The sequence below is a fragment of the Nocardioides kongjuensis genome, assembly GCF_013409625.1.
GTDB classification, from domain to species: domain Bacteria; phylum Actinomycetota; class Actinomycetes; order Propionibacteriales; family Nocardioidaceae; genus Nocardioides; species Nocardioides kongjuensis.
The window spans coordinates 2330104-2356154 of sequence record NZ_JACCBF010000001.1; the positions used below are offsets into that span (position 1 = coordinate 2330104).

The following is a 26051-nucleotide window of genomic DNA, read 5'->3' on the forward strand; positions in this document are numbered from 1 at the left end:
GTCCGTCAGCAGGTCGGCAGGGCGGCGTCGTGGTCGCCGACCCACTTGTCCAGCGCGAGGCGGGCCTCGTGCATCGTGGTCGCCTTCACGAGGCGCAGGTCGGGGTGGAGGCCCTTGACGTCGGCGCAGTTGTCCTTCGGCACGAAGAACAGCTTCGCCCCGGCCGCCTCGGCTCCGGCGATCTTCTGCTCGATGCCGCCGATCGGGCCGACCGTGCCGTCGGGCGCCAGCTCGCCGGTGCCCGCGACGGTCGCGCCGCCGGTCATCGAGCCCGGGGTGAGCGTGTCGTAGATCGCCAGCGAGAACATCAGGCCGGCGCTCGGGCCCCCGACCTGCGGGTCGACGCGCAGGTTGATCGTGAACGGGAACTCGTAGCCGAGGCCGAGCGAGACACCGACGCGCGGCTTCCCGTCGATCTGCTTGGGCTTGATCCGCACGGTCAGCTCGCGCTTGTCGCGCAGGATCCGGAACTCCACGAGCGAGCCGTCGTCGTGCTTGCGGACCGCGGCGATGATCTGGTCGGCCTTCGTGACCGGCTCGCCGTCGACCTCCTTGAACACGTCGTGGACGAGCAGCTTGTCCTTCGCCGGCCCGTCCTCGTCGACCATCGCGACCTGCACGGCGGTGGGGACCTTCAGCCCGAGTTCGCTCATCGCCACGGCCTTCGCGACGTCCTGCGAGGTCGTCATCTGGACCGCGCCCTCGGCCTTCTCGTCGGCCTGCGAGGTCTGGGGCGGGTGCACGACGTCGTACGGGAGGATCGCCTTGTTCGGGTCCAGCCAGCGCGACAGGGCCTCGCCCAGCGACAGCTTCTGGCCGTAGGACGACGCGACCACGGTCGTGAAGCGCATCTGGCCCTTGTCGTAGTACGCCTCGTGCCCGTCGACCTGCACGACCTCAGCGTTGTCGGCGTCCTTGCCGAGGATGTCGTACGTCGGACCGGGGCTGTAGGACGCGTACGGAAGCGGCACCACGAGCGCGATGCCGCCCAGGATCAGCACCAACGGGGCCGCGATGCACGCGGCGATCAGGCGCTGGCTCATGGCGCCTACCTTGTCAGATGCGTCCAATCAGGATGCGCGCCGGTCGCCCGTGGCGTCCGGCGCCTCGACCGGAACCTCCGCCGCGGGTGCGTCCCCTGCGTCACCGGCGACCACGGACGGTCGCGCCTGCGACGCGCGCAGGGCCACCCCGGTGTGCCGTTCCGGCGCTCGCTCGGGCGCGGCGTACCCGGGTCGCGAGCGCTGCTCGCGGGTCAGTGCCTCGCCGAGCCGCCGGGCCGCGGTCTCGCGGTCGACCTGGCCCCGGCCCTCACGGCCCCACCACGCGACCCACGCCATCGAGGCGAGGGTGAGCACGGCGGCCGGCAGCAGCCAGAACAGGATCTCCACCCCACGAGGGTAGGTCGGCTCCCCTCGCCGTCCGGTCAGGACACGCTACGGCGAGCCGACCCACTCGTCGGATCCGTCGCTGAACCGCTGGTGCTTCCAGATCGGCACCTCCGCCTTGAGCGTGTCGATCAGGGCACGGCTGGCCTCGAACGACGAGCCGCGGTGCCCGGCGGTGGTGGCGACGACGACGGCGAGGTCGCCGATCTCGAGGTCCCCGACCCGGTGCACCGCCGCGACCGCCGTGACGTCGTGGGCCCCGGCGATCCGTTCGCACACCTCCTGCAGCCGGTCGAGCGCGGAGGGGTGGGCGGAGTACGACAACCCGGTCACGCCCTGCCCGTGGTCGTGGTCGCGGACCCGGCCGACGAACAGCACCAGGCCGCCGGACGCGGCGTCGTCGAGGCTGTCGAGCACGTCGCTCACCTGGAGCGGCTGGTCGGAGATCGCGACGAGGCGCACGGCGGGGTGGGACATGCGGCCCACTCTAGGGGTCCGCTCAGGGCTGTCCCCGACACCGTCGGTTGTGGATCGGGCGTAGTTTTGACCCATGACCGACAACCCGGGCGACGACCAGCCGAACCCGTTCAAGGGCACGCCGTTCGAGCAGATCTTCGGCGCCCTCGGCGGCGCCTTCCCCGGTGGCGCCGGCGGCGGGATGGCCTTCTTCCAGCAGCTGCAGTCGCTGATGCAGCCCCACGACGGCCCGCTGAACTGGAACGCCGCGAGCGACATGGCCCGCAAGGCCGTCGCCCAGGAGCCGGACCCGTCCCCCACGCAGCGCGACCAGGACCGCGTCGCCGACGCCGTCCGGCTCGCCGACCACTGGCTCGACACCGCCACCGGCTTCCCCTCCGGCGTCGCCACGACGGCCGCCTGGAGCCGCGCCGAGTGGCTGGTCGAGACCCAGCCGGTGTGGCAGGTCCTCGTCGAGCCGGTCGCGGCCCGCTCCGTGACCGGCCTGTCCAGCGGCCTGCCCGAGGAGATGAAGGCCGCGGCCGGCCCGCTGGTCGGCATCATCGGCCAGGCGGTCGGCGGGATGATGGCGATGCAGATCGGGCAGGGCCTCGGCGCGCTGGCCGGCGACGTGCTCACCGCCTCCGACATCGGCCTGCCCCTCGGCGCCCCCGGCAAGGCGGCGCTGGTCATGACCAACGTCCGCGCGTTCGCCGAGGGCCTCGACGTCACCGAGGACGACGTGGTGCTCTACCTCGCGCTGCGCGAGGCCGCCCACCAGCGGCTGTTCGCCCACGTGCCGTGGCTGCGCGAGCACCTCATCGGTGCGGTCACCGACTACGCCCGCGGCCTCGAGATCAACGCCCAGCAGATCCAGGACCGGGTCCAGGAGCAGCTGCGCGGCATCGACCCCACCAACCTCGAGGCGATGCAGGGCCTGCTCGAGGGCGGCATGTTCGACCCGCCGCAGACCGAGGCGCAGACCGCCGCCCTGTCGCGGCTCGAGATCGCGCTCGCCCTGGTCGAGGGCTGGGTCGACGAGGTCGTCGGCCAGGCCACCGCCGACCGGATGCCCGCCGCCGCCAAGCTGCGCGAGGCCGTACGCCGCCGCCGCGCCGCCGGTGGACCGGCCGAGCAGACCTTCGCCGCCCTCGTGGGCCTCGAGCTGCGCCCGCGGCGGCTGCGCGACGCGTCCACGCTGTGGGGCGGACTGCGCACCCGCTCCGGGCAGGAGGCCCGTGACGGGGTGTGGATGCACCCCGACCTGCTGCCCACCGCGGCCGACCTCGACGACCCGCTGTCCTTCCGCGACGAGGCCACCCAGCCGGAGGCGCTCAGCGAGGACGAGTTCGACGCGGAGCTGCGCAAGCTGCTCGACGGCCCCGGGACGCCCGACTCCCCCGACAACCCCGACAACCCCGACAACCCCGACACCCCCGCCGAGTGAGCCTCCACGCGGACGCCCTGGGCGTCCTCACGAGCTGGCGCGCGCCCGACGCCGTCGAGGAGGCCCTGCGCGAGCGGTACGTCGCGCACCTCGCCTCCACGCCGGAGGGGATGCGGCGTGCGTCGTACCCCGACCACATCACGGCCGGCACCCTCGTCATCGACGCGACCGGTGAGCGGGTGCTGCTCAACCTGCACCGCAAGGCCGGCCGCTGGTTCCACTTCGGCGGGCACTGCGAGGACGACGACGCCACCCTCGCCGCCGTCGCGCTGCGCGAGGCGCACGAGGAGAGCGGGCTGCGCGAGCTGGCCTTCCATCCGGAGCCGGTCCAGCTCGACCTGCACACGGTGCCCTTCTGCGGGGAGCGCGGCGACGTCAACCACCTCGACGTGCGCTACGTCGCCGCCGCGCCGGTCGACGCGACGGCCGTGGTCAGCGACGAGTCCCTCGCCGTGCGCTGGTGGCCGGTCGACGACCTGCCCGAGCTCGAGCCGGCCATGCACGCCCTCATCGCCCGGGCCCGCGCGATCCTGGTCTGAGGATCAGTCGACGTCCTCGCCCGGGACGACCTGCTCCGAGGGCGGCCGGTCGATCCGGGCGGCGTCGGACCAGCCGGCGAGGTAGCCCTTTGCCTTCTCGGCCGCCGGGTAGTGGGCGACCCAGGCCCAGAACCTCTCGTCGTGGTGCGGCTCGATGAGGTGGGCGAGCTCGTGGACGATGACGTAGTCGATCACCCACTCCGGCATCCGCTGCAGCCGCTCGGAGAGCCGGATGGTGCGGTCGCGCGGCGTGCACGAGCCCCAGCGGGCGCGCTGGTTGCCCACCCAGCGGATCGACTCGGGCACCGCGATCCCACCGAGGTACTCGTCGCTCAGCTCGTGGGCGCGCTCCATCAGGTCCTCGTCGTCCCAGCGGCGGGGCGTGGCGGCGCGCAGCTCCTTGCGCTGGACCCGGGCGACCATCTTGGAGACCCAGGCGCGCTCCTCGGTGACCGAGAGGTTGTCGGGCATCAGCACGACGATGGTCTCGCCCTCGCGATAGGCCGTGACCGTACGACGGCGGCGCTGCGACCGTCGTACCTCCACGCGCGGGGTGGGCATGTCTCGACCCTAGATGATCAGCTCCGAGGGAGCGTGCAAACCAGCGACGCTCAGCGCGTGCGCTGGCACGGCGCAGGCGCGAGGGCATGCTGGGGGCACGTCATCTGGGCCTTGCCCACTCCAGCAGGCGCTGGACGGGCCACGTGTTGACGATCCGATCCGCGTCGATGCCGGCGGCCTCGGCGCGCTCGCAGCCCAGCAGCGGGTAGTCGAGCTGCCCCGGCGCGTGCGCATCGCTGTCGATGGAGAACAGGCAGCCGACGTCGCGGGCCAGCTCCAGCAGCCGGGTCGGCGGGTCGCGCCGCTCCGGGCGGGAGTTGATCTCGACCGCCACGCCCTCCTGCGCACATGCCTCGAACACCGCGCGGGCGTCGAACCGCGACTGCGGACGGGTGCCGCGGCTACCGGTCACCAGCCGGCCCGTGCAGTGGCCGAGCACGTTGGTGAACGGGTTGCGCACCGCGGCCACCATCCGCCGGGTCAGCGGCTCGGGGTCCATCGCGAGCTTGGAGTGGACGCTGGCGACCCGGACCTCGAGCCGGGAGAGCATCTCGTCGCTCTGGTCGAGCGAGCCGTCGTCGAGGATGTCGACCTCGATCCCCTTGAGCAGCCGGAAGCCGGCGCCAGCGAGGTGCGCGTTGACCGCCTCGACCACCGCGAGCTGCCGGGTGAGCCGCTCGGCCGAGAGGCCGCGGGCGACCTTGAGGCGCGGCGAGTGGTCGGTGAGCACGAGGTAGTCGTGGCCCACCTCGATCGCGGTCATCGCCATCTCCTCGATGGGCGAGCCACCGTCGGACCAGTCCGAGTGGGAGTGCAGGTCGCCACGCAGTCGCGCCCGCAGGCCGGTCCCGGCGCCCTCCACGGTGAGTGGGCCGCCGTACTGCTCCTCGACCTCGGCCAGCTTGTCCGGCAGCCGGCCTGCCGCGGCCTGCGCGATCACCCGTGCGGTGCTGGCGCCCACGCCGGGCAGGTCGGTCAGCGTCCCGGCCCTCGCCCGGGCGGCGACGTCGTCGGGGTCCAGCGGCAGGATCGCCGCGGCCGCGCCGCGGTACGCCTTGACCTTGTAGCTGTCCGCGCGCCCGCGCTCCAGGAGGAACGCGATGCGGCGCAGCGCCGCCACCGGCGTGCCGTCGTACTCCTGCTCGCTCACGTCCTCATCCGTCCTCGAGAAATGTCTGTCCACAGGCCGTGGACGAGCCTGTGGGGACCATCCTTGCTGGTCAACCCGCGGTACGGCGCCCGTGGGGTCGATCTTGCCAACGGTTCCTCCACAGGCCGATCAGGGTTCTCCCCCGTCCATCCACGGGCAGGGCGCTCGATCCACAGGTTTCTCCACAGCAGTGTCCACAGCCCGCGTGCCGCGCGGATTGACCGCGCCCGCTGCGATGCCTAGGTTCGTCCCGACGAGGCCCCTCGGGGCCGCAGCACCTCGCTCGCAAGGGGAAGGCAAGCGAGAGGCGGCGGCACCGGGGGTCTCTTCACGTTCCGGCCCCTCAGCGCCCGGTGAAGACCGGCGGCCGCTTCTCCTGGGCGGCCCGGATCCCCTCGAGCAGGTCCTCGGTGGCGAGCGTGACCGGCTGGGCCAGGCCCTCCCACTCCAGTGCGGTCTCGATGCTCGCGTGCCCGTGCTGCAGCGCACGCTTGGTGAGCCTGGTCGCGATCGGCGCCGCGCCGGCGATGTCGGCGGCCGCCTCCAGCACGCCGTCGAGGAAGTCCGCGGGCTCCCACACCCGCGAGACCAGGGCGAGGCCGAGCGCCTCGTCGGCGTCCACGAGCCTGCCGGTCAAGAACAGGTCCCGCGCGGCGGCCGGGCCGACCACGTCGGGCAGCAGGTGGGTGCCCGCCATGCCCGGGTGGATCCCCAACCTGGTGAACGGCACGCCCATCCGGGCGCCGCGGGCGGCGTACCTCAGGTCGCAGGCCAGCGCCATGCACAGCCCCGCCCCGATCGCCGCGCCGTTGATCGCGGCGATGGTCGGCACCTCCAGGCGCCGGATCGAGAGCCAGGCCCGGTAGAACGGGAGCATCCGGGCGCGCAGGTCGTCGACGGTCGCGTCCGGCTCGGACGCCAGCCACGACAGGTTGCCGCCGGAGCAGAACCCCTTGCCCTCGCCGGTCACCACGACCACCCGCACGGTCGGGTCGCCGGCGAGGTGGTCGACCGCCCGTACCCACGACTCGGTCATCTCGTCGCTCATCGCGTTGCGCAGCTCGGGCTGGTCCAGGACCAGCAGCGCGACGCCCTCGGAGGGTCGTTCGAGGCGCAGGTGCGTCAGGGACGGCGACGTGGGCCGGTTCACAGCGGATTCAGACATGCGGGGCACGCTACTGCGACTCCGAGGCGGCGTGCCGTAGGGTCAGAGAGGTTCGGAGTGCTGCTCCGGACCCCGGCGGGCTTCCCCCCATGTCCCCCGTCGCGACGACCGAACGAACAAAAGATGAGCAAGGAGGCCGTCATGGCGGAGACCTGGAGCGGCGAGTTCTACTGCGTCAAGTGCAAGGAGAAGCGCGAGGCCGAGGGCGAGGTCAAGGTCAACGAGAAGGGCACCCGGATGGCCAAGGCCGTCTGCCCCGTCTGCGGCACGAACCTCAACCGCATCCTCGGCAAGGCCTGATCCACAGGCACCAGCCGACTTTCACGGGCGGCTCCACTGCGGTGGAGCCGCCCGTGGCGTGTTTTCCACCGGCCCGCGCACGTCGAGATCCACCCCTGTGGAGGACCACAGCGCACCGCGGGGCGCCCGTGCCACGCTGCCGCCATGGCGTACCGGCCCCTCCTGCTGCGCCCCGGCATCCCGGTGCTGAGCCGCTCCCCGGGCGTGCTCCAGGTCGGCCTGGTCGGTCCCTGCCTCCGGCTCCCCGACGTCCCGGCCGTCCGCGCCCTCCTCGACGAGCTGGCCGAGCCCGGCGGTCACCTGCCGGCCGACGACCTCCCGCCGGAGGCGGCCGAGGCGCTGACCCGGCTCGTCGACGCGGGCCTCGCCGTCCCAGCGGTGCCCGACGTGGACCCGCACCTGCTCGCCCAGGCCGGCCCGGACGCCGTACGACGCCGCGCGGCCCACGCCGCCGCCCCGGTCGCCGTCGACGCCCCTGAGGGCGCCCACGCCCACCTCGGCCCGCTGCTGGCCGCGGCCGGGCTCCCCCTGGCGGCACCGGAGGACGCCGCGGTCCGCCTCGTCGTCTCCGACGGCACCCTGTCCCGCGAGCGGGTGGACCCGTTGGTGCGCGCGTCGGTCCCCCACCTGCTGGTCAGCGGCGACGCCACGGGCGTGCGGCTCGGACCGTTCGTCGCCCCGGGCCGCACCGCCTGCCTGCGGTGCGTGGACGCCCACGAGTCACTCCACGACCAGCGCCTGCCGCTGCTCGTCGCCCAGGCGGCTCGGCACGGCGTGCAGCGCCCGCCGCCTCGCGACCCCGTGCTCGACCAGCTCGTCCTCGCCTGGGCGGTGCGCGACCTGACCCGGTTCGCGGAGGGCGACGAGCCGAGCACCTGGTCGACGACCGTGGACCTCGCCCCCGGCGGCGCGCCGGTGCTCACCCGGTGGGGGCGCCACCCCTGGTGCGGCTGCGCGTGGGACGGCTTCCTCGACCTGCCGTGAGCGCTACCACCACTCGCTGTCGAGCTTGGCCTCCATCGAGCGCAGGTGGGTGCGCGAGCACTCGTCGCAGTAGCGGCGCACGCGCCCCCGCTCGACGGCCGTGGTCCAGGTCAGCGGCGCCTCCTCGCCCTCGACCTGGCGCCCGCAGAAGTCGCAGGTGACGCTCATGGGCCCAGCCTACGCAGAAATGCCGGAAGGGCCGGCCCGACGATCAGTCGGTCCGGCCCTTCCTTCTCACCCGCGATCAGGTGCCCTTCGAGGAGGCCCCGAAGAATTCCGGTCTCGCTGGTCCGCGGTGCGGACTCAGAGTGCGCGAGCGAGGGCGAGACGAGCCTGCTGCGCTGCACGCTCGGCCTTGCGGCTCAAGCGGCGTGCGCGGGCCATCCTGCTGGCCGCGCGCAGCTGCTGCGCCTCTCCCAGGCGCATGGCCATGTGGGCCCGCGCCAGGTCTTCGTTCATGAACTGCGTCATCTCAAGCTCCAGGGGTGTGGTGGTACGGAATGGGTTCGAGTGGATGGGTGGACTACGCCGCGGCGTCCTTGCGCGGGCGGCCCCGGGGCCGCTTGCGCGGGATCACCACGCCGGCCAGGAACAGCTCGCCGCCCCAGACGCCCCACGGCTCACGCCGCTCCAGGGCGCCGGACAGGCACATGCTCTGGACCGGGCAGTCCAGGCACAGCGCCTTCGCGGCCTCGACGTCCGACGGGGACTCTGCGAACCACAGCTCCGCGTCGTTCAGCCGGCACGGCAGCAGCTCGTCCAGCGTCGGCTCGAGAACACTGGTCGTCATCTGCTTTTCACCTCCTCAACTTCTGACCTGATCGCGTTGTCATTTCGGGTGGGGATCCGGACTTCGCGTATCTCGGTCTGAGAAGTACGAAGGCCGCGGATCCCGGTCTGATTCGGGTTCCGCGGCCTGGAGGCTGCCGAGCTGATGTGTGTCAGATCGGTGGGCTCCAGGCGTGGACACCCGGGACGTAGGCGGCGTTGCTGCCACGGTGGTCCGTGCCGGCGATGCGCTCCCGCTTGACGGCCTTGGCCGCCACGGCGAACGGCGCAAAACCGGTCGCAGCCGTGGCCGGACGCGCGGCGATGCCCTGGACCTCGAGGGTCGCGAGGGCAGAGGTGGCGCAGCCGAGGGTCGCGGACAGCGTGGGCTGCCAGGCGGACGTCATCACCGGGAAGACCGGGTTCGTCATGTTCTCCATCAGGGCCACCTCCTTCGGTGCGTGCGGGCGCCGGCCTTGTCAGGGCCGTGGTGCGCAGTTTGAACGTGCCTGACGACCGTAATGGCCGGTCAGCGAAGGGCGCAAATCATTTATCGAAGTTTTTTCGAGGTTTTTTCAAACCCTGCTCCGAGGGGGCGCTCAGGCCCCTTCGGCGACGAGCGCGAGCACCGCGTCGCCGTAGCGCTCGATCTTGCTCGGCCCCACGCCGTTGACCTTCGCCAGCGCCGCCATCGAGGCCGGCTTGTGCTCGGCGATCAGCTCCAAGGTGGCGTCGGTGAACACGACGTACGCCGGCAGCGGCTTGCCGTCCTCACCCGCCTCGCGCGCCGTCTCCAGCCGCCACGCCTTGAGCCGCTCGAACAGCGCCTCGTCGTAGCGCACCGGGTGGTGCGCACAGCGCCCGCGCTTCTTCTCCGCGGCCGTGGTCAGCGGCTGGAGGCAGTCGCGGCAGCGGGCCACCTTGGTGCGGGTGCGGGACTGCTGCGGCTGCTGGCTGGCGGGCAGCATCGGCACGATGAACCGCGACGGCTGACGGCGCGGAGCCTGCCCCGGGTTGCGTGCCGCCGCCCAGGACACCATCAGCTCGCGCCGGGCCCGGGTCACGCCGACGTAGAGGAGGCGCCGCTCCTCCTCGACCGCGTCGGGACGCGCGCCGCCCTGCTCGGCGTACACGATCGGAACGGTGCCGTCCTGGACGCCGCAGCAGAACACGGCGTCCCACTCGAGGCCCTTGGCGGCGTGGAAGGTCGCGAGGGTGACGCCGTCGGCGGTCGGGGCGTGCTGCTCGGCCGCGCGGCGGTCGAGCTCCTCGACGAAGGTGGCGATCGACGCCTCGATGCCGCGCTCGGTGGCGAACTCGTCGGCCTGGTCGGCGAGCGCCTGGAAGGACTCCCAGCGGTCGCGGACCTGGCCGCGCGACGTCGGCGGCTCCGCCGTCCAGCCCATGCCACCGAGGACGTCCTTGACCACCTCGAGCCACGGGCTGCCGTCGCTCTCGCCCGAGCGGGCAGCACCACGCAGCCGGGTGACCGCCTCGAGCACCTCGCGCCGGTCGAAGAACCGGGCCGCGCCGCGCACGATGTAGGGGATGCCCCGGTCGGCCAGCGCGTCCTCGAAGGTCTCGGACTGGGCGTTGATCCGGAACAGGACCGCCATCTCGCCGTACGGCGTCCCGGCGCGCTGCAGCCGCAGGATCCGGTCGGCGACGCTGCGGGCCTCGGCGACCTCGTCGGGCTCGCCCTGGAAGCGCACTGCCGAACCGGGCTTCTGCTGCGAGCGCAGCTCGACCCCGGCGCTGGGCGTGCCGGCCAGCAGCGAGTTGGCGGTCTCGACCACCTGGGGCGTCGACCGGTAGTTGCGGACCAGCTCGATCGAGGTCGTGCCCGGGTAGCGCTTCGGGAAGTCCCGCAGGTAGTCGGCGTCGGCGCCGGCGAAGCTGTAGATCGTCTGCGCCGGGTCGCCGACCACGCACAGCTCGTCGCGCCCGCCCAGCCACAGGTCGAGCAGCGCCGACTGGAGCGGCGAGACGTCCTGGAACTCGTCGACGACGAACCACTTGTACTGCCGGCGCACCTGCGCCGCGACCCGCTCGTCGGAGGCCAGCACGCCCGCGGTCAGCAGCAGCACGTCCTCCATGTCCATCCGCCCCTGGTCGCGCTTGACCAGCTCGTAGGCGTCGATGACCCTGCCGATCATCTCGGGGGTCTGGTCCGCCACGGAGCGGCCCTTGGCCGGAGCGATGCGCGGGTAGTCGTCGGCCCCGACGTTGCTCACCTTGGCCCACTCGATCTCGGAGGCGAGGTCGCGCAGCAGGGCCTGCTCGGCCCGCATCCCGAGGTGGCGGCAGGCGGCGGCCAGCATCGGGATCTTGGACTCGGTCAGCGTCGGGAGCTCGGTGCCGTGGACGTGCGGCCAGAAGTAGCGCAGCTGGCGCAGCGCCGCGCTGTGGAAGGTCCGCGCCTGCACACCCGGCGCGCCCAGCTGGCGCAGCCGCTGGCGCAGCTCGCCCGCGGCCCGGGTGGTGAAGGTCACCGCCAGCACCTCCGTCGGCGCGTAGACCCCGGACATCACGCCGTGCGCGATGCGGTGGGTGATCGCCCGCGTCTTGCCCGTCCCCGCACCGGCCAGCACCCGCACCGGGCCCCGCAGCGTCTCCGCGACCTGCCGCTGCTCCGGGTCGAGCGCGGAGAGGAGCCGTTCGATGGACTCGGACATGGGTGCGGGCGCTCCTTCGGGGGCTGCGTCGGGTCGGTTCGGGGTGAGGAACCAACCTAGACGCAGCCCCCGACACGAGCTCACCGACGGGGTCGGCCCGGGACGTCCGGGGTCAGCGGCGGACCTTCACCACGCCCGAGGTCGCCGAACGGTCGGCGTACCCGCCCCTGTGGACGGTGACGCGGACCTGGATCCGCTTGCCGCGGTCGGCCTTGCCGAGCTTGTACGTAGCGCCGGTGCGACCCGCGACGACCTTGCCGTTGCGCAGCCAGGTGTAGGTGACCGACGTCGGTGAGGGCGACCAGGTGCCCGCGCTGGCGTGCAGCTTCCTGCCCACCTTCGCCTTGCCGGACACGACCGGCGCCGTGCCGGGGACGAAGGCGTGGCCGCTGGTCCCGCCACCGCCGGCTCCACCGCCGGGTCCGCCGGCCGGGGGCGCGGAGAGCGGGGCGGGCGACCAGTCCGGCTCGGTGCCGCCGGCCGCGATCTTCGCGATCGTCGTCTCCGCGGAGCATGCGGCGAGTCCCTTGATGACCCACAGGTCGCCACCCTCGCTGTAGGCGGCCGAGTCGCTGTCGGGCCCGAAGCTCGGGTCCGTCGCGACCGGCTGCCCGGGATCCGGCGTGAGGTAGCACTCGGGGCTGGCCGTCGGCGGAGCGGGCTTGCCGGCCCGCGGGTCGCCGACCGTCGTCTTCATCGCGAGGCCGCCGGCGCTCCCGAAGATCACCCGCTTGCCGTCGCGCGAGACCTCGGCCTCCTGCAGCTCGATGAACTGCCCGAAGATGTCGTTGGAGTAGAACCACACCACCGACTCCTGCCCCAGGTCGTCCAGGTGGACGTCGCCCGACCGGTTGAGGGTCAGCCGGCTGTTGGTCACCCACGACGGCTGGCTGCCCCGCACGATGCCGTACTTGTCGGGCCCCACCCACTGGGCCGCGTCGGTGACGCCGACCAGCGCCTCGGTCTCCAGGTAGCCGCCGGCGCCGCCGTACCGCTCCAACCGGAGCTGGCTGTAGGTGATCTTGGTGCCGTCGGGCGAGATCTCCGGGTCGTGGATCGGGCTGATCACCACGGTGCCGTAGTCGGGGACGAACAGGTCCTCGGGGTTGATCCGGTTGTAGACCGCGCCGTCCTGGCCCATCCGGACGATCAGGTCGCCCTTCATCACCGCGATGACGCCGGCGTCGGACATGGTCGGGTGCTCGTACGGCGACGCCTCGGTCCCGTCCACCGTCACGGCCCGCTGGCCGCTCCCGTCGGGCCGGCTCAGCCACACGTTGAAGCCGTGGATGTAGACGATCGAGCCGTCGGCCGCGGTCGCCGCGGCCGGGGTGGCGGACCTGGCCTCGCTCGTGGTGATGGTGGTGTCGGTCGGGGTCGCCGTGGTCGCCGCCAGCGCCGGGTCGGCGACGGAGAGCAGCGAGGCCGTCGCGAGGGCGCTCACGGAGAGCAACGCGGCGGTACGGGTGCGGGACATCAGTCCTCCTCGAGATGCGGGGGGTTGGTGTCGCCGACCTTCGCGGGCCCGGTGTCCCGGCGGGCAGTGGCAGGTGTCCCGGGTCGCGTCCCGACCTGCCACCCCGGACCGGTCCCCGGAACAAGACGACCGGCTCCGTGGTTGAGTGGAGGCGAACCCCGACCGGAGAGAAAGCGCCCCCGATGACCTTCACGATGTACACGACCCCCTGGTGCGGCTACTGCCACCGCCTCAAGAGCCAGCTGGACCGCGAGGGCATCGCCTACGACGTCATCGACATCGAGCAGCAGCCCGAGGCGGCCGCGATCGTCGAGTCCGCCAACAACGGCAACCAGACGGTCCCGACCCTCGTGTACTCCGACGGCACCGCGCACACCAACCCCAGCGTCGCCCAGGTGAAGGCGAAGCTCGAGGCGCTCAGCGCCTGAGCGGCGCCGCCCGGCTTCCCGGCGTCACCAGCTGCCGGGGAGCGGGCCGCCGTACCAGTCCTCGACCAGCGAACGGCTGATCGAGACGCCGCTCCCGGGCAGCACCAGGGTGCCCGCCTCGGTCTGGCGCAGCATCTCGTCGCGGGTGAACCAGCGTGCGTCCTCGACGTCGTCGTCGTCGAGCCGGATCTCCTCGGACACGGCCCGGCCGTGGAACCCGAGCATCAGGCTCGACGGCAGCGGCCACGGCTGGTTGCCGAAGTAGCTCACCTCGCCGACGACGACGCCTGTCTCCTCGAGCACCTCACGGCGCACGGCGTCCTCGAGCGACTCCCCCGGCTCGCAGAACCCGGCCAGGGTCGAGAAGCGTCCCGTCGGCCAGCTGTGGTTGCGCCCCAGCAGGCAACGCTCGTCGGGCGCGCCCGGCTCCCCGGCCGCGATCAGCATGATCACCGCCGGGTCCGAGCGCGGGAACTGCGGCTTGCCGCACTCGGTGCACACCAGCTCGTGCCCCGCCGCGCGCGCCACCAGCGTGCCGCCGCACCGAGGGCAGTACCGGTGGGCCCAGTGCCACTCCGCCAGCCCGATCGCGTGGAACACCAGCGGCGCCTGGCGGACCCGCTCGCCGTCGAGGAACGGCAGCAGCCCGCGCAGCGGCAACCAGCGCTCCGGCTCGGACCTCGCCACCTCGCCCGGCACGATCACCGCCCACCACGTCACGCCGTCCCGCTCCCCGAGCAGCACGCGTACGCCCTCCGGTGCCTCCGCCGTCGAGACCCACTCCAGCCCGTCGGGCCCGGGCCTGACCCGGGTGCCGGCGATCACGAGCACCCGACCCGACGGGTCGGACCAGCGCTCGTCGAGCCACGCGTCGTCCGTGCGGAGCAGACCCAGGCGGTCGTGCGGATCGGCGGCCAGGGACTCGTGCGGGAACGTCACGGAGCGAGCCTAGCCACGCCCCTCCTGCGGCTAACCTGAGCCATGGACGCCAGCACCCTGCGCGCCGCGCAGGCACCGTTGAAGGAGCGCTACCGCTCCGATCCCGCCACGGCCCGCACCGCCACCGCTGCCACCGGCGACTACGGCGCCCCGGACGTCACGGCCACCATCGACGGCTGGGCCGGACCGATCCGCGCCGGTCTGCACCCGGCCACCGGAGGCGACGGGAGCGACGCCTGCTCGGCCGACCTCCTGCTGCAGGCGGTGCTGGCGTGCGCCGGGGTCACCCTGCGCGCGGTCGCCACCGCCATGGGCGTCGAGGTCCGCTCCGCGCAGCTGCGTGCCGACGCCTGGTGGGACGCCCGCGGCACCCTCGGCATCGACCGTGGGGCCCCCGTGGGGGTCCAGGACATCGTGCTCACGCTCGCCCTCGACACCGACGCGGACGACGCCACCCTGGGCCGCCTCGCGACCGCGACCGAGCGCTACTGCGTCGTCGGCCGCACCTTGGCCCAGCCTCCCGAGATCCGGGTCGTGCGCGCCTGACCCGGTCCCGGCCATGCCGCCGCTGTCGCGGCCTCACCGCAGGAGTGCCTCCACCTCTTCCCTGCCCGGGAGCTCGTCGTGCACCACGAGCTCACCGGTCCGCACGTAGAAGAAGCCTGCCCGCACCCGCTCCGGGTCGACCCCCTCGAGCTCGGCCCAGGCCAACCGGTAGAGCGCGAGCTGGAGCGCATCGGCGTCCTGACGGGAGCTGGTCTTCCAGTCGACGACGAGGTAGGAGCCGTCGGGCTCGACGTAGACGGCGTCGATGCGCCCCCGCACGACCTGTCGCCGGCCCTCCCCTGCTCCGAGCACCAGCGCGAACGGGGCCTCGACCGCGTGCGGCTCCCGGCTGCCGAACGGGCCCTCCTCGAACCGGACGATGAGCTCCTTGAGGTCTGCCTCGTCGTCGATCCCGGCGTCTGCCCGCCCGGCCAGCTCGTCGGGGTCGAACAACCCCTGCTGACCGAACCGGGCCTCGACCCAGGCGTGGAATCGGGTACCGAACCGCGCCGCCGGTGCCGGTGGCCGTGGCATCGGCCGAGCCAGGTCACGGGCGAAGCCCTCGGGGTCGTCGCGCAGCCGGCCGAGCGCGGTCGCCGACAACGAGGACGGCAGCGGCACCTCGACGGCGCTGCCCGCTCCCGCCGCGAGTCGCGCCTCCCTGAGCAGCTGGTCGATCTCGGCGTCCCACTCGGCCACCCGGGCCGCGGTCAGCACGTCGAGGTCGGGATCGGGAGCATCGGGGTCTGCCTGCGCCACACGCGTCGCGGCCTCCAGCCGCAGCCGCGCCTCCTCTCCCACGCCGTCGACCGGCCACGGTCGCGAGGGGTCCTCGGCGTCGTAGGGGTTCGCCGCACCCTTCCCCGGACGCACCAGCCAGGGCTCGGGAGCCAGTCCCCAGGAGGTGAGCACCTCACGGACCGACTCCTGGTAGGACGACGGTCCGTAGGGGGTCTTCCGTGGGCCCCACTGGTAGGACGTCACCGCCAGCCGGTGGGCGGCACGCGTGAACGCGACGTAGCCGAGCCGCAGCTCCTCGTCGGCCTCGTGCGCCTTCGACCGCTGGCGGTAGTCGTCGAGGGCGGTCTTGTCATGACCCTCCAGCTGGGGAAGGTCGGCGGCGTCGCCGCGCAGGGGTGCCGGCAGCACTGCCGGCGAGGACACCCACAGCGTCCGTCCCTGGGCCGAGGGGAACCGGGACTCGCACACGCCGACGCAGAAGACCGTGCTCCACTCGAGGCCCTTCGAGCGGTGGACGGTCAGCAGCTTCACCGAGTCGGCCTCGGTCGGCGTCGCGATGTCGAGGCCGTTGCCCTGGTCGTCCTCGGCGGTGAGGTACGCCAGCAGCGCAGGCAGGGTGACGTCGCCGTCGACGGCCTGGAAGTCGGCCACCGCCTTGACGAACAGGTCGAGGTTGTCGCGACGCGCCGCGGCGGCCGGGCTCACGGCCGAGGCGAGCTCGACGTCCGCGCCCGTCACGTCGATGATCCGGCGCACCAGGTCGAGGAGGGGCTCGCCGACCGCGGAGCGCAGCAGCCGCAGCTCGTCGCGCAGCAGGCCGAAGCGCGCCACGGCCTCGTCCGAGTAGGGGCCCTCCCCCGGGTCGGCCAGCGCGTCGTCGAGGCACGGGATCTCCGCCGGGTCGATGCCGTCGGCGATCGCGACGAGCTGCTCGGCGACAGACACCTGCTCGCCGGAACGACCACGGCGCCCGGCCAGCTCCCCGGCGCGCTGGCCGAGCAGCCGCAGGTCCCGGGGGCCGATCGCCCACCGAGGTCCGGCCAGCAGGGTCAGCAGGGCGGCGTTGTCGGTCACGTCGTGCAGGAGCCTGAGCACGGCGACGATCTCGGCGATCTCCGGGAGCCGCAGCAGGCCCGAGAGACCGACGATCTCGACCGGGACGCCGGCCGCGGTCAGCGCGTCGAAGACCAGCTCCGCGTGCGCGTTGTCCCTCGTCAGCACACCGATCTGCGCCCAGTCGCCGGCCTCGCCGCCGTGAGCACCGCGCACCGCCCCGGCCAGCCAGGCCAGCTCGTCGCGCTGGGTCTCGAAGGTGTGGGCCTCGACCGTGCCGTCCACCGCCCCCTCGGGCGCCCGGAGCCGGGCCACGCCGGCTCCACGCGCCTCCAGGGCGTCGTACAGCGGTTCGGCGAGGTGGCTCGCGACGTCGAGGATGCGGCGGTCGGAACGCCGGTTGACGGTGAGCGCGTAGGTGGTGGCGGTCCCGTCGGCGGCGGGGAAGGTGTCGGCGAAGTTGAGGATGTTGGCCACCGACGCCCCGCGCCAGCCGTAGATCGCCTGGTTGGGGTCGCCCACCGCCGTCACCGCGTGGCCGAGTCCCCGGCCGGGACCCGGACCGGAGAAGAGCCGCGACAGCATGATCGCCTGGGCGACCGAGGTGTCCTGGTACTCGTCGAGGAGCACCACCTTGAATCGCCCGCGCTCGACCTCACCCACCTCGGGACGCTCGGCAGCCAGCCGGGCGCCGAGCTCGATCTGGTCGGAGAAGTCCATCAGCCCGAGGTCTCGCTTGAGCTTGCGGTACGACGCCACGAGTCCCAGCAGCTCCTCGCGCCGGTCGATCGCCGACAACGCCTTGTCGATCGCATCGACGTAGGTCTTGCGGGCCTTGCCGGCGAGCTCCTCGCCGCGGGCGCGCTCGAACCCGCGACGGGCAGCGGCGTCGTGGGCACGCACGTCGTCGGGACCGACGAGGTGCTCGCTCATCGCCGAGTCGAGGGCGAGCAGGTTCTGGATGGCGGTCTCGGGATGGTCCGTCAGGTGCTCGACCTCGCCCGTGTAGCGATCGACCACCCGGGCGCCGAGCTGGTAGCGAGCCGCGTCGGTGATCACGCGGGTGTCGGGCTCGTGCCCGATGCGCAGGCCGTGGTCGGTCAACAGCCCCGAGGCATAGGCGTTGTAGGTCGCCACGGTCGGCTCGAGGACCTCGTCGACGTCGTCCTCACCAGGCCCGCGCCCGGCTTCGCCACCGAGGTCCAGCGCACCGGCGTCACGCAGTGCCGTGCGGATGCGCTGCCGGAGCTCGGCGGCGGCCTTGGTCGTGAAGGTCAGTCCGAGGACCTCCTCGGGCCGGACCTGGCCCGTCAGCACGAGGTAGACCACTCGCGCCGCCATCAGCGTCGTCTTGCCCGAGCCGGCGCCGGCGATCACGACCGCCGGGCGCAACGGGGCGCTGATCGCGGCCCACTGCTCCTCGCTCGGCGGGAACTTCGCCTTCATGGCCCGCTGCAGCGCCTCGGGCGAGTCGATGGTCATCGGGATCGGTGTCGTGGGGCTGATCACTGGGACACCACCGCTCCTGCGCTCTTGGCCGGGCACAACGACACGAACGTGCAGGTCCGGCACTGCTGGCCGGCCACCGCCGGGAACTGCTCCTCGCGGATCAGGTGAGCCGCGTGGCTCAGGCGCGCCCGCAGCTCGTCGCGCTCGGGCCCGTCCTCGGCGTGGACCGGTTGCCGCTGGACCGTGGCGTCCGGTCCGCCGTCGGTCAGGCCGAGCTGCACGAGCTCGGCTCCGCCCGCCTGGTGCGGGGCGCCGCCCGGCTCCCCCAGCTGCGGGTCGAGCGCGCCGTGGTCGACGGCGTACTGGTACAGCGCCAGCTGGACGTGGCTCCTGACCGAGGTGCCGCTGGGCTTGTTGCGACCGGTCTTCAGGTCCACCACGACCACCCGGCCGTCGGCGTCGAGCTCGACGCGGTCGGCGTACCCGGTGACCTGGACCAGCTCGCCGTCGACCTCGACCACCGTCGAGAACCGCTCCTCCCGTCCGACCAGGGTGCGCGGGTTGGCCTCGTGCCAGTCGACGAAACGCTCCAGCGCCGCGCGCACGCGGTCGTGCTCGCGCTGCTTGGACCACGGCGTGCGGAAGTCGAGGCGGTCCCACACCTCGTCGACGTGGGCCATCAGGGCGGCGGGTTCGGGAGGCGCGTCGCCGGAGGCCACCCGCTCGGCCAGGGCGTGCACCAGCTCGCCGAGGTTGGCCGACTGGTGGGCGCGGCCCACACCGCCCGCCTCACGGGTCAGGAACCACTGGGTCGGGCAGACGGCCAGCGAGTCGAGCATGCTCGCCGACACCGGCACCGGCCGGTCGTCGTCACGGATCGGCTGGGCCGAGCGGCTGACCGCGCGGGTGCCCCACCAGTTGGCCGGGTCCGCCGCCGGGACGGCGGCACGCCGACCGACCCGCTCGCGACTGAGCCGCGCCAGCCTCCGTGCCGCGGCGTCGCGCAGCGCCGGGTCCGCGTCGGGGTCGGCGAGGGTACGGCGCAGCTCGGCCACCAACCCGTCGAGCGACAGGGGCCGCGGTGGCCGACCGACGACGTGGACCACGGTCGAGCCGAGCTCGTCGAGGAAGCGCGAGGGTTGGTCGCCCTCGTCCTCGGCCGACTGGACGGCGGTCACCACGAGCCGCTCGCGGGCGCGCGTGCACGCGACGTAGAACAGGCGACGCTCCTCCATCAGCAGCTCGCGGACGGTGAGCGGCGGAACGACCGACCCGACCAGCCCGCCCGAGGTCGACGGTCCGATCCGGTCGGCCTGGAGCAGGGTCGAGCGGCGACGCAGGTCGGGCCAGCCCTCTGCCTGGACGTGGGCGACCACGACCAGGCGCCACTCCAGCCCCTTGCTCCGGTGGGCGGTCAGCAGCCGGACCGCGGCGCCACGCGCGCCGCGGTCGGCGAGCGTGTCGGCCGGGATCTCCTGCTGCACGAGGCTCTCCAGGAACGGGGCGACCGCGAGGTGCTCGCGCCGCTCACCGGCCCGGACCGCGACGTCGAAGAGCGCGCAGATCGAGTCGAGGTCGCGGTGCGCTCGCCGGGCCGCGCCGCCACCCGTCTCGACCGAGCGCCGCAGCCGCTGGGGCCAGGTGGTGCCGGACCACAGCGTCCAGAGCAGCTCCTCGGCGCTCGCGCCGGCCTCGAGGTCGGCCCGGGCCCGGGCCAGCAGGCCGGCCAGCCCCCGCGCCCGCTCCGCCTCAGGAGCGTCGATCGAGGCGAGGTAGGACGCATCGAGCACCGCGAGCCGGACCAGCTCGCGCGACCCGCGCGGGGTCCCGCCGGTCTCCTGGCACAGGTCCTTCTCCCGGTTGCGGAGCAGGCGTGCGAGCCGGCGCACGTCACCGGCGTCGAGACCGCCGAGCGGACCGGTCAGCAACGCCTCCGCTCGCGATGCGTCCACGTGCTCGACGTGCTCGGGGTCGTCGTTGTCGAGGTTGACCACGGCGCGCAGCGCGTCGAGCAGCGGCAGCACCGCCGGGTCGCGGACGAGCGGCACCTCGTCGCGCGCGACCTCGACCGGCACGCCGGCAGCACCGAGCGCGCGCCGCAGCGGCGCGATGCTCGCCCTGCCCGAGCGCACCAGCACGGCCATCTCGTCCCAGGCGACGCCGTCCTCGAGGTGGGCGCGGCGCAGCAGGTCGGCGAGGTGCTCGGCCTCGGCCCGCTCGGTGTCGAACGTGCGGACCTGCACCCGCCCCGGTCCGTGGGACGTGGCCTCGGCCTGCGGCGCGAGGAACCGCTCGCGCGCCTCGGCGGGGATGGTCCCGCGGAGTCCGATCCGGCCGGCGACCCGCTGGGCGGGCGCGAGGATGCCGGGACCGAAGCGGCGCACCGTGCGCAGCGCGACCACGTCGGCGGGCGAGCCGTCGGCGCGGGGGAACTGGGTGGGGAACTCGAGGATGCCGCGCACCTCGGCACCGCGGAACCCGTAGATCGACTGGTGCGGGTCCCCGACCGCGACGAGGTCGCGTCCGTCGCCCGCGAGCGCCTGCAGCAGCGCGACCTGGCCGGGGTCGGTGTCCTGGTACTCGTCGACGAACACGTGGCGGAACTCCTCGCGCAGCTCGGCGCGGTGGTACTCCGCCTCGATCCGCGCGCGCCGGATGAGGTCGGCGTAGTCGGTGGCGCCGAGGGAGTCGAGGGAGTCGAGGTACTGCTCGAGGAACAGGCCGGCGGCGACGTACTCGTCGATGCCCTCGGCCTCGCCCAGCCGGCGCAGCGCGTCCCCGTCGAGCCCCTTCTCGCGGGCGCGGCCGAGCACGGCGTGCACCTCGCGGGCGAACCCGCGGGTGGCCATGGCCTGGCGGAACCGGTCGGGCCAGCGCACCGACTCGGGGTGGTCGGCCAGGAGCTCGCGCAGGACGACGTCCTGCTCGGGCGCGGACAGCAGCCGCAGGGGCGCCTCGTAGAGGCCGGCCGGTGCGTAGCGGCGGACGAGGGCGTAGGCGAAGGAGTGGAACGTCGAGCTCAGCTGGGTGCCGGTCGTGCGGCCCAGACGCGCGCTCACCCGGTCGCGGAGCTGGTCGGCGGCCTTGCGGGAGAAGGTCAGCGCGAGCACCTGGTCGGGCCGTGCGCCCCGTCGCTCGATCCGGTCGACGATCGCCTCGACCAGCGTCGTCGTCTTCCCCGTGCCGGGGCCGGCCAGCACCAGCAGCGGACCACCGGGGTGGTCGACGACCTGGCGCTGGTGCTCGTCGAGCTGCGGCACCGCTGCGACCGGCGGAGCCGGGGCGAATCGGTAGCGGGTCGGAGCGGTCGAGGAGTCCACGGGCGTCACTCAACCACCACCGCCCGACACAAGCCCGGCCGGCCGGAAGGGGACGTGCGGGAGCACGGTCAGGCGAGCTCGAAGTCCGCGAAGTCGAAGCCCGGCGAGACCAGGCAGCTGACCAGGGCGTCCGCGCCCGACACGACGGTGCGTTGCCACACCCCGGCCGGGACCAGCCCCTGTCCGCTCCCCGGCCCGACCACCACCGACGTCGCGCCCGCCTCGTCCGGCACGGCGCCGTCGCCGCCGAGCTCGACGGTGACCGTGCCCTCGTGGGCCAGCCACATCTCGTCGGAGGAGACCCGGTGCCACGCCGACGACTCGCCCGCCGGGAGCAGGAAGTAGATCAGCGTGGCCGTCGGCCGCACCCGGCCGTCCGACAGGGTCACGCTCACGGGCGAGGCCCAGGTCTGCCGGTACCACCCGCCCTCGGGGTGTGGCTGCAGGTCGAGCTGGACGGCGAGAGGTGGACGGTCGGCCATGCGCCCAGTCTGCCGGGAGCGCACCCCGGCCAAAAAGGTGAAGGGCCCTCGTGAGTATGAGTCACAAGGGCCCTTCGGGTGACCGGTACTGGTGACGCTCCCGGTCGACCACCCGGCTGCTGCGATCCCGCGAACCTCGTCACCCGGCTCGCGCGGCCGGCGTCCCCGTGAGGGGCCGCCTCGCTCCGACCCGAAGGTCTCGGCCTGGCCGGCTGGATCGATGCCTTCCGGCTGATCCCGCTCTCCCGGAGGAGTGCGTGGGAGAAGTTCTACGCCCGTCCATCGCCGCGCCACAAGGGGTTCTGCCCAGGTTTTTCGAGGGTTTCTCGTCATCCACCGGTGCGCGGCGTGTCGTCCACAGGTCGCCCGGTTGCTGTCCACAGGACGACCGCTCGTCGTCCCCAGATGGTGGGCAGGCCTGTGGACAAACCGGGCCGCTGAGTACCGGCACTCAGACGGGACTGAGTGGCTGCCTGCTGCCGGACGAGTACGCGGGATGGCGCAATGGAGCCATGCGCTACGCCGACCCGCTCCTGTGCCCCGACTGCCGCTCCGGTCTTCCCGCGGGCGCCCCCGTGTGCCCGACCTGCCACCTGCTGGTCCGCCACCCGCTGGCCGTCGAGCTGTTCGGCGCCCTCCAGCGGGCCGACGGGCTCCTCGCCCGGCTCCGCACGGCGAGCGACGCCGTCCACGCCGTGCCGAGCTCGCCGGCCGCACCGGTGCCGGCCGGGAGCGCGCCGGCGGCCGGGCTGCCGACGTACCCGGCTCCCCCGCCGGCGCCGCCCAGCCCCGCGGGCGTCTCGTTCGCCTCGGTCCCGAAGATCCTGCTCGGGCTCGGGGCGTTCTGCCTGCTCGTCGCGGCGGTGATCTTCCTGGCGGTGTCGTGGTCGACGCTCGGCGTCGGCGGACGGACCGCCGTGCTCGCCGGCCTGACGCTCGCGGCCGGCGCCTCCGCCCTGCTGCTGCACCGTGCCGGGCTGCGGATCGCCGGGGAGTCCCTGGTCGTGGTGGCGCTCGGGATGCTCGCCCTCGACGTCGTCGGTGCCGGCACCGCCGGCTGGTTCGGCGACGCCGGAGCCGCTGCGATCGCCTGCGCCACGGGCGGCGTGGTCGCACTCGCGGGCGTTGCGCTCGGCCTGGTCCGCGTCGCCGGCCGGCCGCGCCTGGTCGCACCGCAGGTGATCGCCGGCATCGGCATCGTGGTCGGGTACGCCGGCGCGGTCGGCGCCACGGACCACTGGCTCGTCGCTGGTCACGTCGTCACCGCGGTGGGCGTCGCCGTCGTGCTGCTGGCCCGGCGCGTCGACGCCCCGGTCCTGCTCTGGAGCGGCGCCGGCGGGTCCGCCCTCACCTGGCTGGGCACCGCCGGCGCCGGGTTCGTCGAGTCCGTCCTGACCCCGGACCTCCACCAGCTGTGGGCCGACGGCTCGGGCTGGTCGCTGCTCGCCAGCGCCGCCGTCCTCCTCGTCCCCGGCGCCGTCGCGCGGCACCACGACCTGCTCCTCGCCGGCGCCAGCGGCGCCGCGATGCTCGTCACCGTCGTGCTCACGCTGCCGTGCGTCGACACCGACGCCCGCACGGTCGGCCTCGTCGCCCTCGGTACGACGGCCGCCTGGGTCCTCGCGCTCGGCGTGCTCCCCCGGCCCGTCCGCGTCATCGCCTTCGCTCCTGCCGGGGCCGGGTGCCTGGTGCTGCTGGCCCTGGCGGCCGAGACCGCCGGCACCGCGCTGGACCGCTGGAGCCGGGTGAGCGACGTCTTCGACCGGTCGTTCGGCGTCCGGCTGACCTCGCCCGACGCCGCCACCGAGCCGCTGCTGCTGGTGCCCTCGCTGCTGACCGTGCTCGCGTGCGTCGCGCTGGTCGACCGCGACCGCGCCCGGCGCTCACTGCCTGGCTGGGCTCGCGTCGCGGGCGTGGTGACCGGGCTCGGCGCCGCCACCACCGTGGCGTCGTACGACGTCCCGCTGGCCGCGCCCGTCGCCGTCCTCACCGCCACGGCGCTCGGCGTTCTCGCACTGTCCCTGCTGACCGCCGGCGCCGAGGCGACCGCGTGGGCGCTCGCCGGCTCTGCGGTGACGGCCGGGGTCGCACTGGGCGCGCTGCCGAGCGACGGCCTGGTCCTCGCGAGTCTCGCGCCCCTCGCGGCCGCTCTGACCGGGATCGCGGTCGCGGGTCGGCAGCCGGCCACCCGGGTCGTGGCCGGCGTCGGGGCGCCGGCCGCCCTCGGTCTCGCGACGGCGGCCGCCGCGATGGTGGTCGCCGACGACGCCGCCTGGGTGTCGGTGCCGGTGCTGCTCGCCGTCGGGGTGCTCGCGCTGGCACTTCCCCGCCTCGAGGTCGAGCTCCCTGCGGTCGCGGTGGCGGGCCTCTCCCTCCCCGTGTCGCTCGTGACCGCCTCGGACACGGGCGGCTACGCCGCGCTGTGGCTGACCGTCGCCGGCTGCCTCTTCGGCGCCACCGCCCTGCTGCACGAGTCCCGCCGCGGCTGCGCGGTCGTCGGCACCGCCCTGCTCCTGCTGGCGAGCTGGGTCCGGCTGGCCGACCTCGAGGTGAGGGCGCCGGAGGCGTACACGCTGCCGCTCGCCGTCGGCCTGCTCGGCCTGGGCGCCTGGCGGCTGCAGCGCTCGACCGCCGTCGGCACCCTGGAGGCTCTGCTGCCCGGGTTGCTGCTGGCGACGATCCCCTCGCTGCTGTGGGTGTTCGGAGACCCGGTGTCGCTGCGGGCGCTGGCGCTCGGTGCCGGCTGCCTGGTGCTGACGGTCGCGGGGGCGACGATGCGCTGGAGTGCCCCGCTGGTGGTGGGCGCGAGTGTCGGTGCCGCGGTGGTGCTGCGCGAGCTCGGGCCGTACGCCGGGGAGTTCCCGAAGTGGGTCTGGATCGGCCTGGCGGGCGCGTTGCTGACGGTCGTCGGCATCACCTGGGAGCGTCGGCTCCTCGACGTCCGCCAGGCGGTCGGCTTCCTCGGCCGGCTCCGGTGATGGACGGGGTGGCGGAGGGCTCGTGGCGACCTGCTAGACAAGACGCATGGCTACCACTGCACTCGGGGGCAACCCCGTCAACACCGTCGGCGAGCTGCCCGCCGTCGGCTCCGCCGCCCCGTCGGTCTCCCTGGTCGGCGCGGACTTCGGCTCCGTGACCCTCCCGGAGGGCCAGCGCACGGTCCTCAACATCTTCCCGAGCATCGACACCGGCGTGTGCGCCGCGAGCGTGCGGAAGTTCAACGAGCTCGCCGCGGGCCTCGAGAACACCGCCGTCATCAACGTCTCCCAGGACCTGCCGCCGGCCCTCAACCGGTTCTGCGGCGCCGAGGGCATCGAGAACGTCCAGGTCGGCTCCGCCTTCCGCTCCTCCTTCGGCGAGGACTACGGCGTGAAGATGACCGACGGCAAGCTCGAGGGCCTGTTCGCCCGCTCGATCGTCGTGCTCGACGCCGACGGCACGGTGCTCCACTCACAGCTCGTCCCCGAGATCGCGACCGAGCCCGACTACGACGCCGCCGTCGCGGCGCTCGCCTGATCCACCCCGGCCGGGGCTAGTCCCCGGTCTCCGGGTCCCAGAAGGCCCGGCGCATGTCGAGGGCGCCGCTGCTGTTGCGCAGCGGCGTCCCCTCGGCGAGGTAGTGCTCGCGGGCCCGGTCGTCGTGGCTCGGTGGGAGCGTGCCGTCGGCACGCACGACCCGCCACCACGGCACCGGGCCGCCGTACCTCGCCATGACGGACCCCACCTGGCGCGGTCCTCCTCCGGCGACGGCCGCCACGGCGCCGTACGTCGTCACCCGTCCCGGCGGGACCTGCTCGACCAGGTCGAGCACCCGCTCGACGTATCCCTCGTCCACGACGCCGATCATGCCGTGGCGCCGGACACGCAGAGAGCCCCGTCCGGTCCGAACGGGGCTCCCGATGCTCCCTCGGTGCAGCCCGGGTGCCCGGGCGCCCTCCGATTGGTGCGACGCGGCAGCACGGCCGCGTGCCAAGAACAACGACGACACCGCGTCGCGGTCACGGCCCGCACCTCGACCGCGGGGTGCCGGCGACGAATTTCCGCCGCGACCCTTGCGTGGCACCACGATCTTCGTGTGGGCTACGTCCCTGCGCCGGATCGTTCGCAAGCGCCGGCGCTGCTCGGGCCGGGGACAAGAACGGGCCCCGCGATCCAGGAGGATCGCGGGGCCCGTTCGACGTGC

General features: G+C 73.8%; 25 protein-coding genes. 8 read left to right on the plus strand and 17 right to left on the minus strand.

Annotation, left to right across the window (positions count from 1 at the left end):
• Positions 1-5 precede the first annotated feature (5 nt).
• Genes BJ958_RS11150 through BJ958_RS11160 form a run of 3 tightly spaced genes read right to left on the minus strand, consistent with a single transcriptional unit; the run spans position 6 to position 1865 of the window.
• A complete protein-coding gene (locus BJ958_RS11150) occupies positions 6-1043 on the minus strand; it encodes a YlbL family protein (RefSeq protein WP_179726900.1) in 1038 nt (345 codons plus the stop codon).
• A gap of 27 nt (positions 1044-1070) precedes the next feature.
• On the minus strand, positions 1071-1391 hold the full coding sequence (locus tag BJ958_RS11155) for a hypothetical protein (RefSeq protein ID WP_179726901.1): 321 nt from the start codon (positions 1389-1391) through the stop codon (positions 1071-1073).
• Between the two features lie 45 nt (positions 1392-1436).
• Complete coding sequence (locus BJ958_RS11160) at positions 1437-1865, minus strand: molybdenum cofactor biosynthesis protein MoaE (protein WP_179726902.1); 429 nt, start codon at positions 1863-1865, stop codon at positions 1437-1439.
• 73 nt (positions 1866-1938) lie between these two features.
• Between BJ958_RS11160 and BJ958_RS11165 the strand changes: the two genes are divergently transcribed.
• On the plus strand, positions 1939-3291 hold the full coding sequence (locus BJ958_RS11165) for a zinc-dependent metalloprotease (RefSeq protein WP_179726903.1): 1353 nt from the start codon (positions 1939-1941) through the stop codon (positions 3289-3291).
• Complete coding sequence (locus BJ958_RS11170) at positions 3288-3830, plus strand: NUDIX domain-containing protein (RefSeq protein ID WP_179726904.1); 543 nt, start codon at positions 3288-3290, stop codon at positions 3828-3830. The genes BJ958_RS11165 and BJ958_RS11170 overlap by 4 nt, the downstream gene beginning before the upstream one ends.
• A gap of 3 nt (positions 3831-3833) precedes the next feature.
• Here the strand turns inward: BJ958_RS11170 and BJ958_RS11175 are convergent, their stop codons facing one another.
• The 3 genes from BJ958_RS11175 to BJ958_RS11185 form a co-directional block, all read right to left on the minus strand.
• Complete coding sequence (locus tag BJ958_RS11175; protein ID WP_179726905.1) at positions 3834-4391, minus strand: M48 metallopeptidase family protein; 558 nt, start codon at positions 4389-4391, stop codon at positions 3834-3836.
• A 100-nt stretch (positions 4392-4491) separates the two neighbouring features.
• Positions 4492-5541 (minus strand): PHP domain-containing protein, encoded by a 1050-nt coding sequence (locus tag BJ958_RS11180; RefSeq protein WP_179726906.1) that lies wholly within the window; start codon positions 5539-5541, stop codon positions 4492-4494.
• A 343-nt stretch (positions 5542-5884) separates the two neighbouring features.
• Entirely contained in the window at positions 5885-6706 is an 822-nt protein-coding gene (locus BJ958_RS11185) for an enoyl-CoA hydratase/isomerase family protein (protein ID WP_179726907.1), read from the minus strand.
• Between the two features lie 141 nt (positions 6707-6847).
• On the opposite strand from BJ958_RS11185, the gene BJ958_RS11190 reads away from it, so the two are divergent.
• Positions 6848-7006 (plus strand): DUF5679 domain-containing protein, encoded by a 159-nt coding sequence (locus tag BJ958_RS11190; RefSeq protein WP_238408271.1) that lies wholly within the window; start codon positions 6848-6850, stop codon positions 7004-7006.
• Positions 7007-7150: 144 nt separating this feature from the next.
• Entirely contained in the window at positions 7151-7990 is an 840-nt protein-coding gene (locus BJ958_RS11195; protein WP_179726908.1) for a hypothetical protein, read from the plus strand.
• Between the two features lie 3 nt (positions 7991-7993).
• Here the strand turns inward: BJ958_RS11195 and BJ958_RS11200 are convergent, their stop codons facing one another.
• The 6 genes from BJ958_RS11200 to BJ958_RS11225 form a co-directional block, all read right to left on the minus strand.
• Entirely contained in the window at positions 7994-8158 is a 165-nt protein-coding gene (locus BJ958_RS11200; protein ID WP_179726909.1) for a hypothetical protein, read from the minus strand.
• Positions 8159-8293: 135 nt separating this feature from the next.
• A complete protein-coding gene (locus tag BJ958_RS11205) occupies positions 8294-8461 on the minus strand; it encodes a hypothetical protein (protein WP_174245198.1) in 168 nt (55 codons plus the stop codon).
• Between the two features lie 52 nt (positions 8462-8513).
• Positions 8514-8780 carry a WhiB family transcriptional regulator gene (locus tag BJ958_RS11210; protein ID WP_141003398.1) on the minus strand — a complete coding sequence of 89 codons (267 nt, stop codon included), beginning with the start codon at positions 8778-8780 and terminating at the stop codon, positions 8514-8516.
• Positions 8781-8931: 151 nt separating this feature from the next.
• Positions 8932-9198, minus strand: coding sequence for a hypothetical protein (locus BJ958_RS11215; RefSeq protein WP_179726910.1), 267 nt, complete (start codon positions 9196-9198; stop codon positions 8932-8934).
• Between the two features lie 159 nt (positions 9199-9357).
• A complete protein-coding gene (locus BJ958_RS11220; protein WP_179726911.1) occupies positions 9358-11433 on the minus strand; it encodes an ATP-dependent DNA helicase UvrD2 in 2076 nt (691 codons plus the stop codon).
• Positions 11434-11545: 112 nt separating this feature from the next.
• The gene (locus BJ958_RS11225; protein ID WP_179726912.1) at positions 11546-12910 is read right to left on the minus strand and encodes a hypothetical protein; all 1365 of its coding nucleotides are present in this window, start codon (positions 12908-12910) and stop codon (positions 11546-11548) included.
• Between the two features lie 182 nt (positions 12911-13092).
• Here BJ958_RS11225 and BJ958_RS11230 point away from each other — a divergent pair, with 182 nt between their 5' ends.
• The gene (locus tag BJ958_RS11230; RefSeq protein ID WP_179726913.1) at positions 13093-13338 is read left to right on the plus strand and encodes a mycoredoxin; all 246 of its coding nucleotides are present in this window, start codon (positions 13093-13095) and stop codon (positions 13336-13338) included.
• Between the two features lie 24 nt (positions 13339-13362).
• On the opposite strand, the gene nudC is transcribed toward BJ958_RS11230, so the two are convergent.
• Positions 13363-14277, minus strand: a complete 915-nt coding sequence (nudC, locus tag BJ958_RS11235) for an NAD(+) diphosphatase (RefSeq protein WP_179726914.1) — start codon at positions 14275-14277, stop codon at positions 13363-13365.
• A gap of 42 nt (positions 14278-14319) precedes the next feature.
• Between nudC and BJ958_RS11240 the strand changes: the two genes are divergently transcribed.
• Entirely contained in the window at positions 14320-14823 is a 504-nt protein-coding gene (locus tag BJ958_RS11240) for an OsmC family protein (protein ID WP_179726915.1), read from the plus strand.
• Positions 14824-14856: 33 nt separating this feature from the next.
• Here the strand turns inward: BJ958_RS11240 and BJ958_RS11245 are convergent, their stop codons facing one another.
• The 3 genes from BJ958_RS11245 to BJ958_RS11255 all read right to left on the minus strand — a co-directional run bounded on the left by BJ958_RS11245 (position 14857) and on the right by BJ958_RS11255 (position 21868).
• On the minus strand, positions 14857-18099 hold the full coding sequence (locus tag BJ958_RS11245; protein ID WP_179726916.1) for an ATP-dependent helicase: 3243 nt from the start codon (positions 18097-18099) through the stop codon (positions 14857-14859).
• Positions 18100-18122: 23 nt separating this feature from the next.
• Positions 18123-21386, minus strand: coding sequence for an ATP-dependent helicase (locus BJ958_RS29020; RefSeq protein ID WP_343052640.1), 3264 nt, complete (start codon positions 21384-21386; stop codon positions 18123-18125).
• 68 nt (positions 21387-21454) lie between these two features.
• Positions 21455-21868 (minus strand): cupin domain-containing protein, encoded by a 414-nt coding sequence (locus tag BJ958_RS11255; protein WP_179726917.1) that lies wholly within the window; start codon positions 21866-21868, stop codon positions 21455-21457.
• A gap of 512 nt (positions 21869-22380) precedes the next feature.
• On the opposite strand from BJ958_RS11255, the gene BJ958_RS11260 reads away from it, so the two are divergent.
• Together BJ958_RS11260 and tpx are read left to right on the plus strand one after the other, a co-directional pair.
• Positions 22381-24846 (plus strand): SCO7613 C-terminal domain-containing membrane protein, encoded by a 2466-nt coding sequence (locus tag BJ958_RS11260; protein WP_179726918.1) that lies wholly within the window; start codon positions 22381-22383, stop codon positions 24844-24846.
• Positions 24847-24892: 46 nt separating this feature from the next.
• Complete coding sequence (tpx, locus tag BJ958_RS11265; protein ID WP_179726919.1) at positions 24893-25384, plus strand: thiol peroxidase; 492 nt, start codon at positions 24893-24895, stop codon at positions 25382-25384.
• Positions 25385-25400: 16 nt separating this feature from the next.
• Here tpx and BJ958_RS11270 read toward each other — a convergent pair whose 3' ends face one another.
• Entirely contained in the window at positions 25401-25703 is a 303-nt protein-coding gene (locus tag BJ958_RS11270; RefSeq protein ID WP_343052641.1) for an MGMT family protein, read from the minus strand.
• Between the last annotated feature and the right edge of the window lie 348 nt (positions 25704-26051).

Excerpts from the sequence above, each read along its gene's own strand:
- BJ958_RS11150 (WP_179726900.1), bottom strand. The coding sequence starts at position 1,043 with ATGAGCCAGCGCCTGATCGCCGCGTGCATCGCGGCCCCGTTGGTGCTG.
- BJ958_RS11160 (WP_179726902.1), bottom strand. The coding sequence starts at position 1,865 with ATGTCCCACCCCGCCGTGCGCCTCGTCGCGATCTCCGACCAGCCGCTC.
- BJ958_RS11165 (WP_179726903.1), top strand. The coding sequence starts at position 1,939 with ATGACCGACAACCCGGGCGACGACCAGCCGAACCCGTTCAAGGGCACG.
- BJ958_RS11175 (WP_179726905.1), bottom strand. The coding sequence starts at position 4,391 with ATGCCCACCCCGCGCGTGGAGGTACGACGGTCGCAGCGCCGCCGTCGT.
- BJ958_RS11185 (WP_179726907.1), bottom strand. The coding sequence starts at position 6,706 with ATGTCTGAATCCGCTGTGAACCGGCCCACGTCGCCGTCCCTGACGCAC.
- BJ958_RS11190 (WP_238408271.1), top strand. The coding sequence starts at position 6,848 with ATGGCGGAGACCTGGAGCGGCGAGTTCTACTGCGTCAAGTGCAAGGAG.
- BJ958_RS11195 (WP_179726908.1), top strand. The coding sequence starts at position 7,151 with ATGGCGTACCGGCCCCTCCTGCTGCGCCCCGGCATCCCGGTGCTGAGC.
- BJ958_RS11200 (WP_179726909.1), bottom strand. The coding sequence starts at position 8,158 with ATGAGCGTCACCTGCGACTTCTGCGGGCGCCAGGTCGAGGGCGAGGAG.
- BJ958_RS11205 (WP_174245198.1), bottom strand. The coding sequence starts at position 8,461 with ATGACGCAGTTCATGAACGAAGACCTGGCGCGGGCCCACATGGCCATG.
- BJ958_RS11210 (WP_141003398.1), bottom strand. The coding sequence starts at position 8,780 with ATGACGACCAGTGTTCTCGAGCCGACGCTGGACGAGCTGCTGCCGTGC.
- BJ958_RS11215 (WP_179726910.1), bottom strand. The coding sequence starts at position 9,198 with ATGGAGAACATGACGAACCCGGTCTTCCCGGTGATGACGTCCGCCTGG.
- BJ958_RS11220 (WP_179726911.1), bottom strand. The coding sequence starts at position 11,433 with ATGTCCGAGTCCATCGAACGGCTCCTCTCCGCGCTCGACCCGGAGCAG.
- BJ958_RS11225 (WP_179726912.1), bottom strand. The coding sequence starts at position 12,910 with ATGTCCCGCACCCGTACCGCCGCGTTGCTCTCCGTGAGCGCCCTCGCG.
- BJ958_RS11230 (WP_179726913.1), top strand. The coding sequence starts at position 13,093 with ATGACCTTCACGATGTACACGACCCCCTGGTGCGGCTACTGCCACCGC.
- BJ958_RS11240 (WP_179726915.1), top strand. The coding sequence starts at position 14,320 with ATGGACGCCAGCACCCTGCGCGCCGCGCAGGCACCGTTGAAGGAGCGC.
- BJ958_RS11245 (WP_179726916.1), bottom strand. The coding sequence starts at position 18,099 with ATGACCATCGACTCGCCCGAGGCGCTGCAGCGGGCCATGAAGGCGAAG.
- BJ958_RS11255 (WP_179726917.1), bottom strand. The coding sequence starts at position 21,868 with ATGGCCGACCGTCCACCTCTCGCCGTCCAGCTCGACCTGCAGCCACAC.
- BJ958_RS11260 (WP_179726918.1), top strand. The coding sequence starts at position 22,381 with ATGCGCTACGCCGACCCGCTCCTGTGCCCCGACTGCCGCTCCGGTCTT.
- tpx (WP_179726919.1), top strand. The coding sequence starts at position 24,893 with ATGGCTACCACTGCACTCGGGGGCAACCCCGTCAACACCGTCGGCGAG.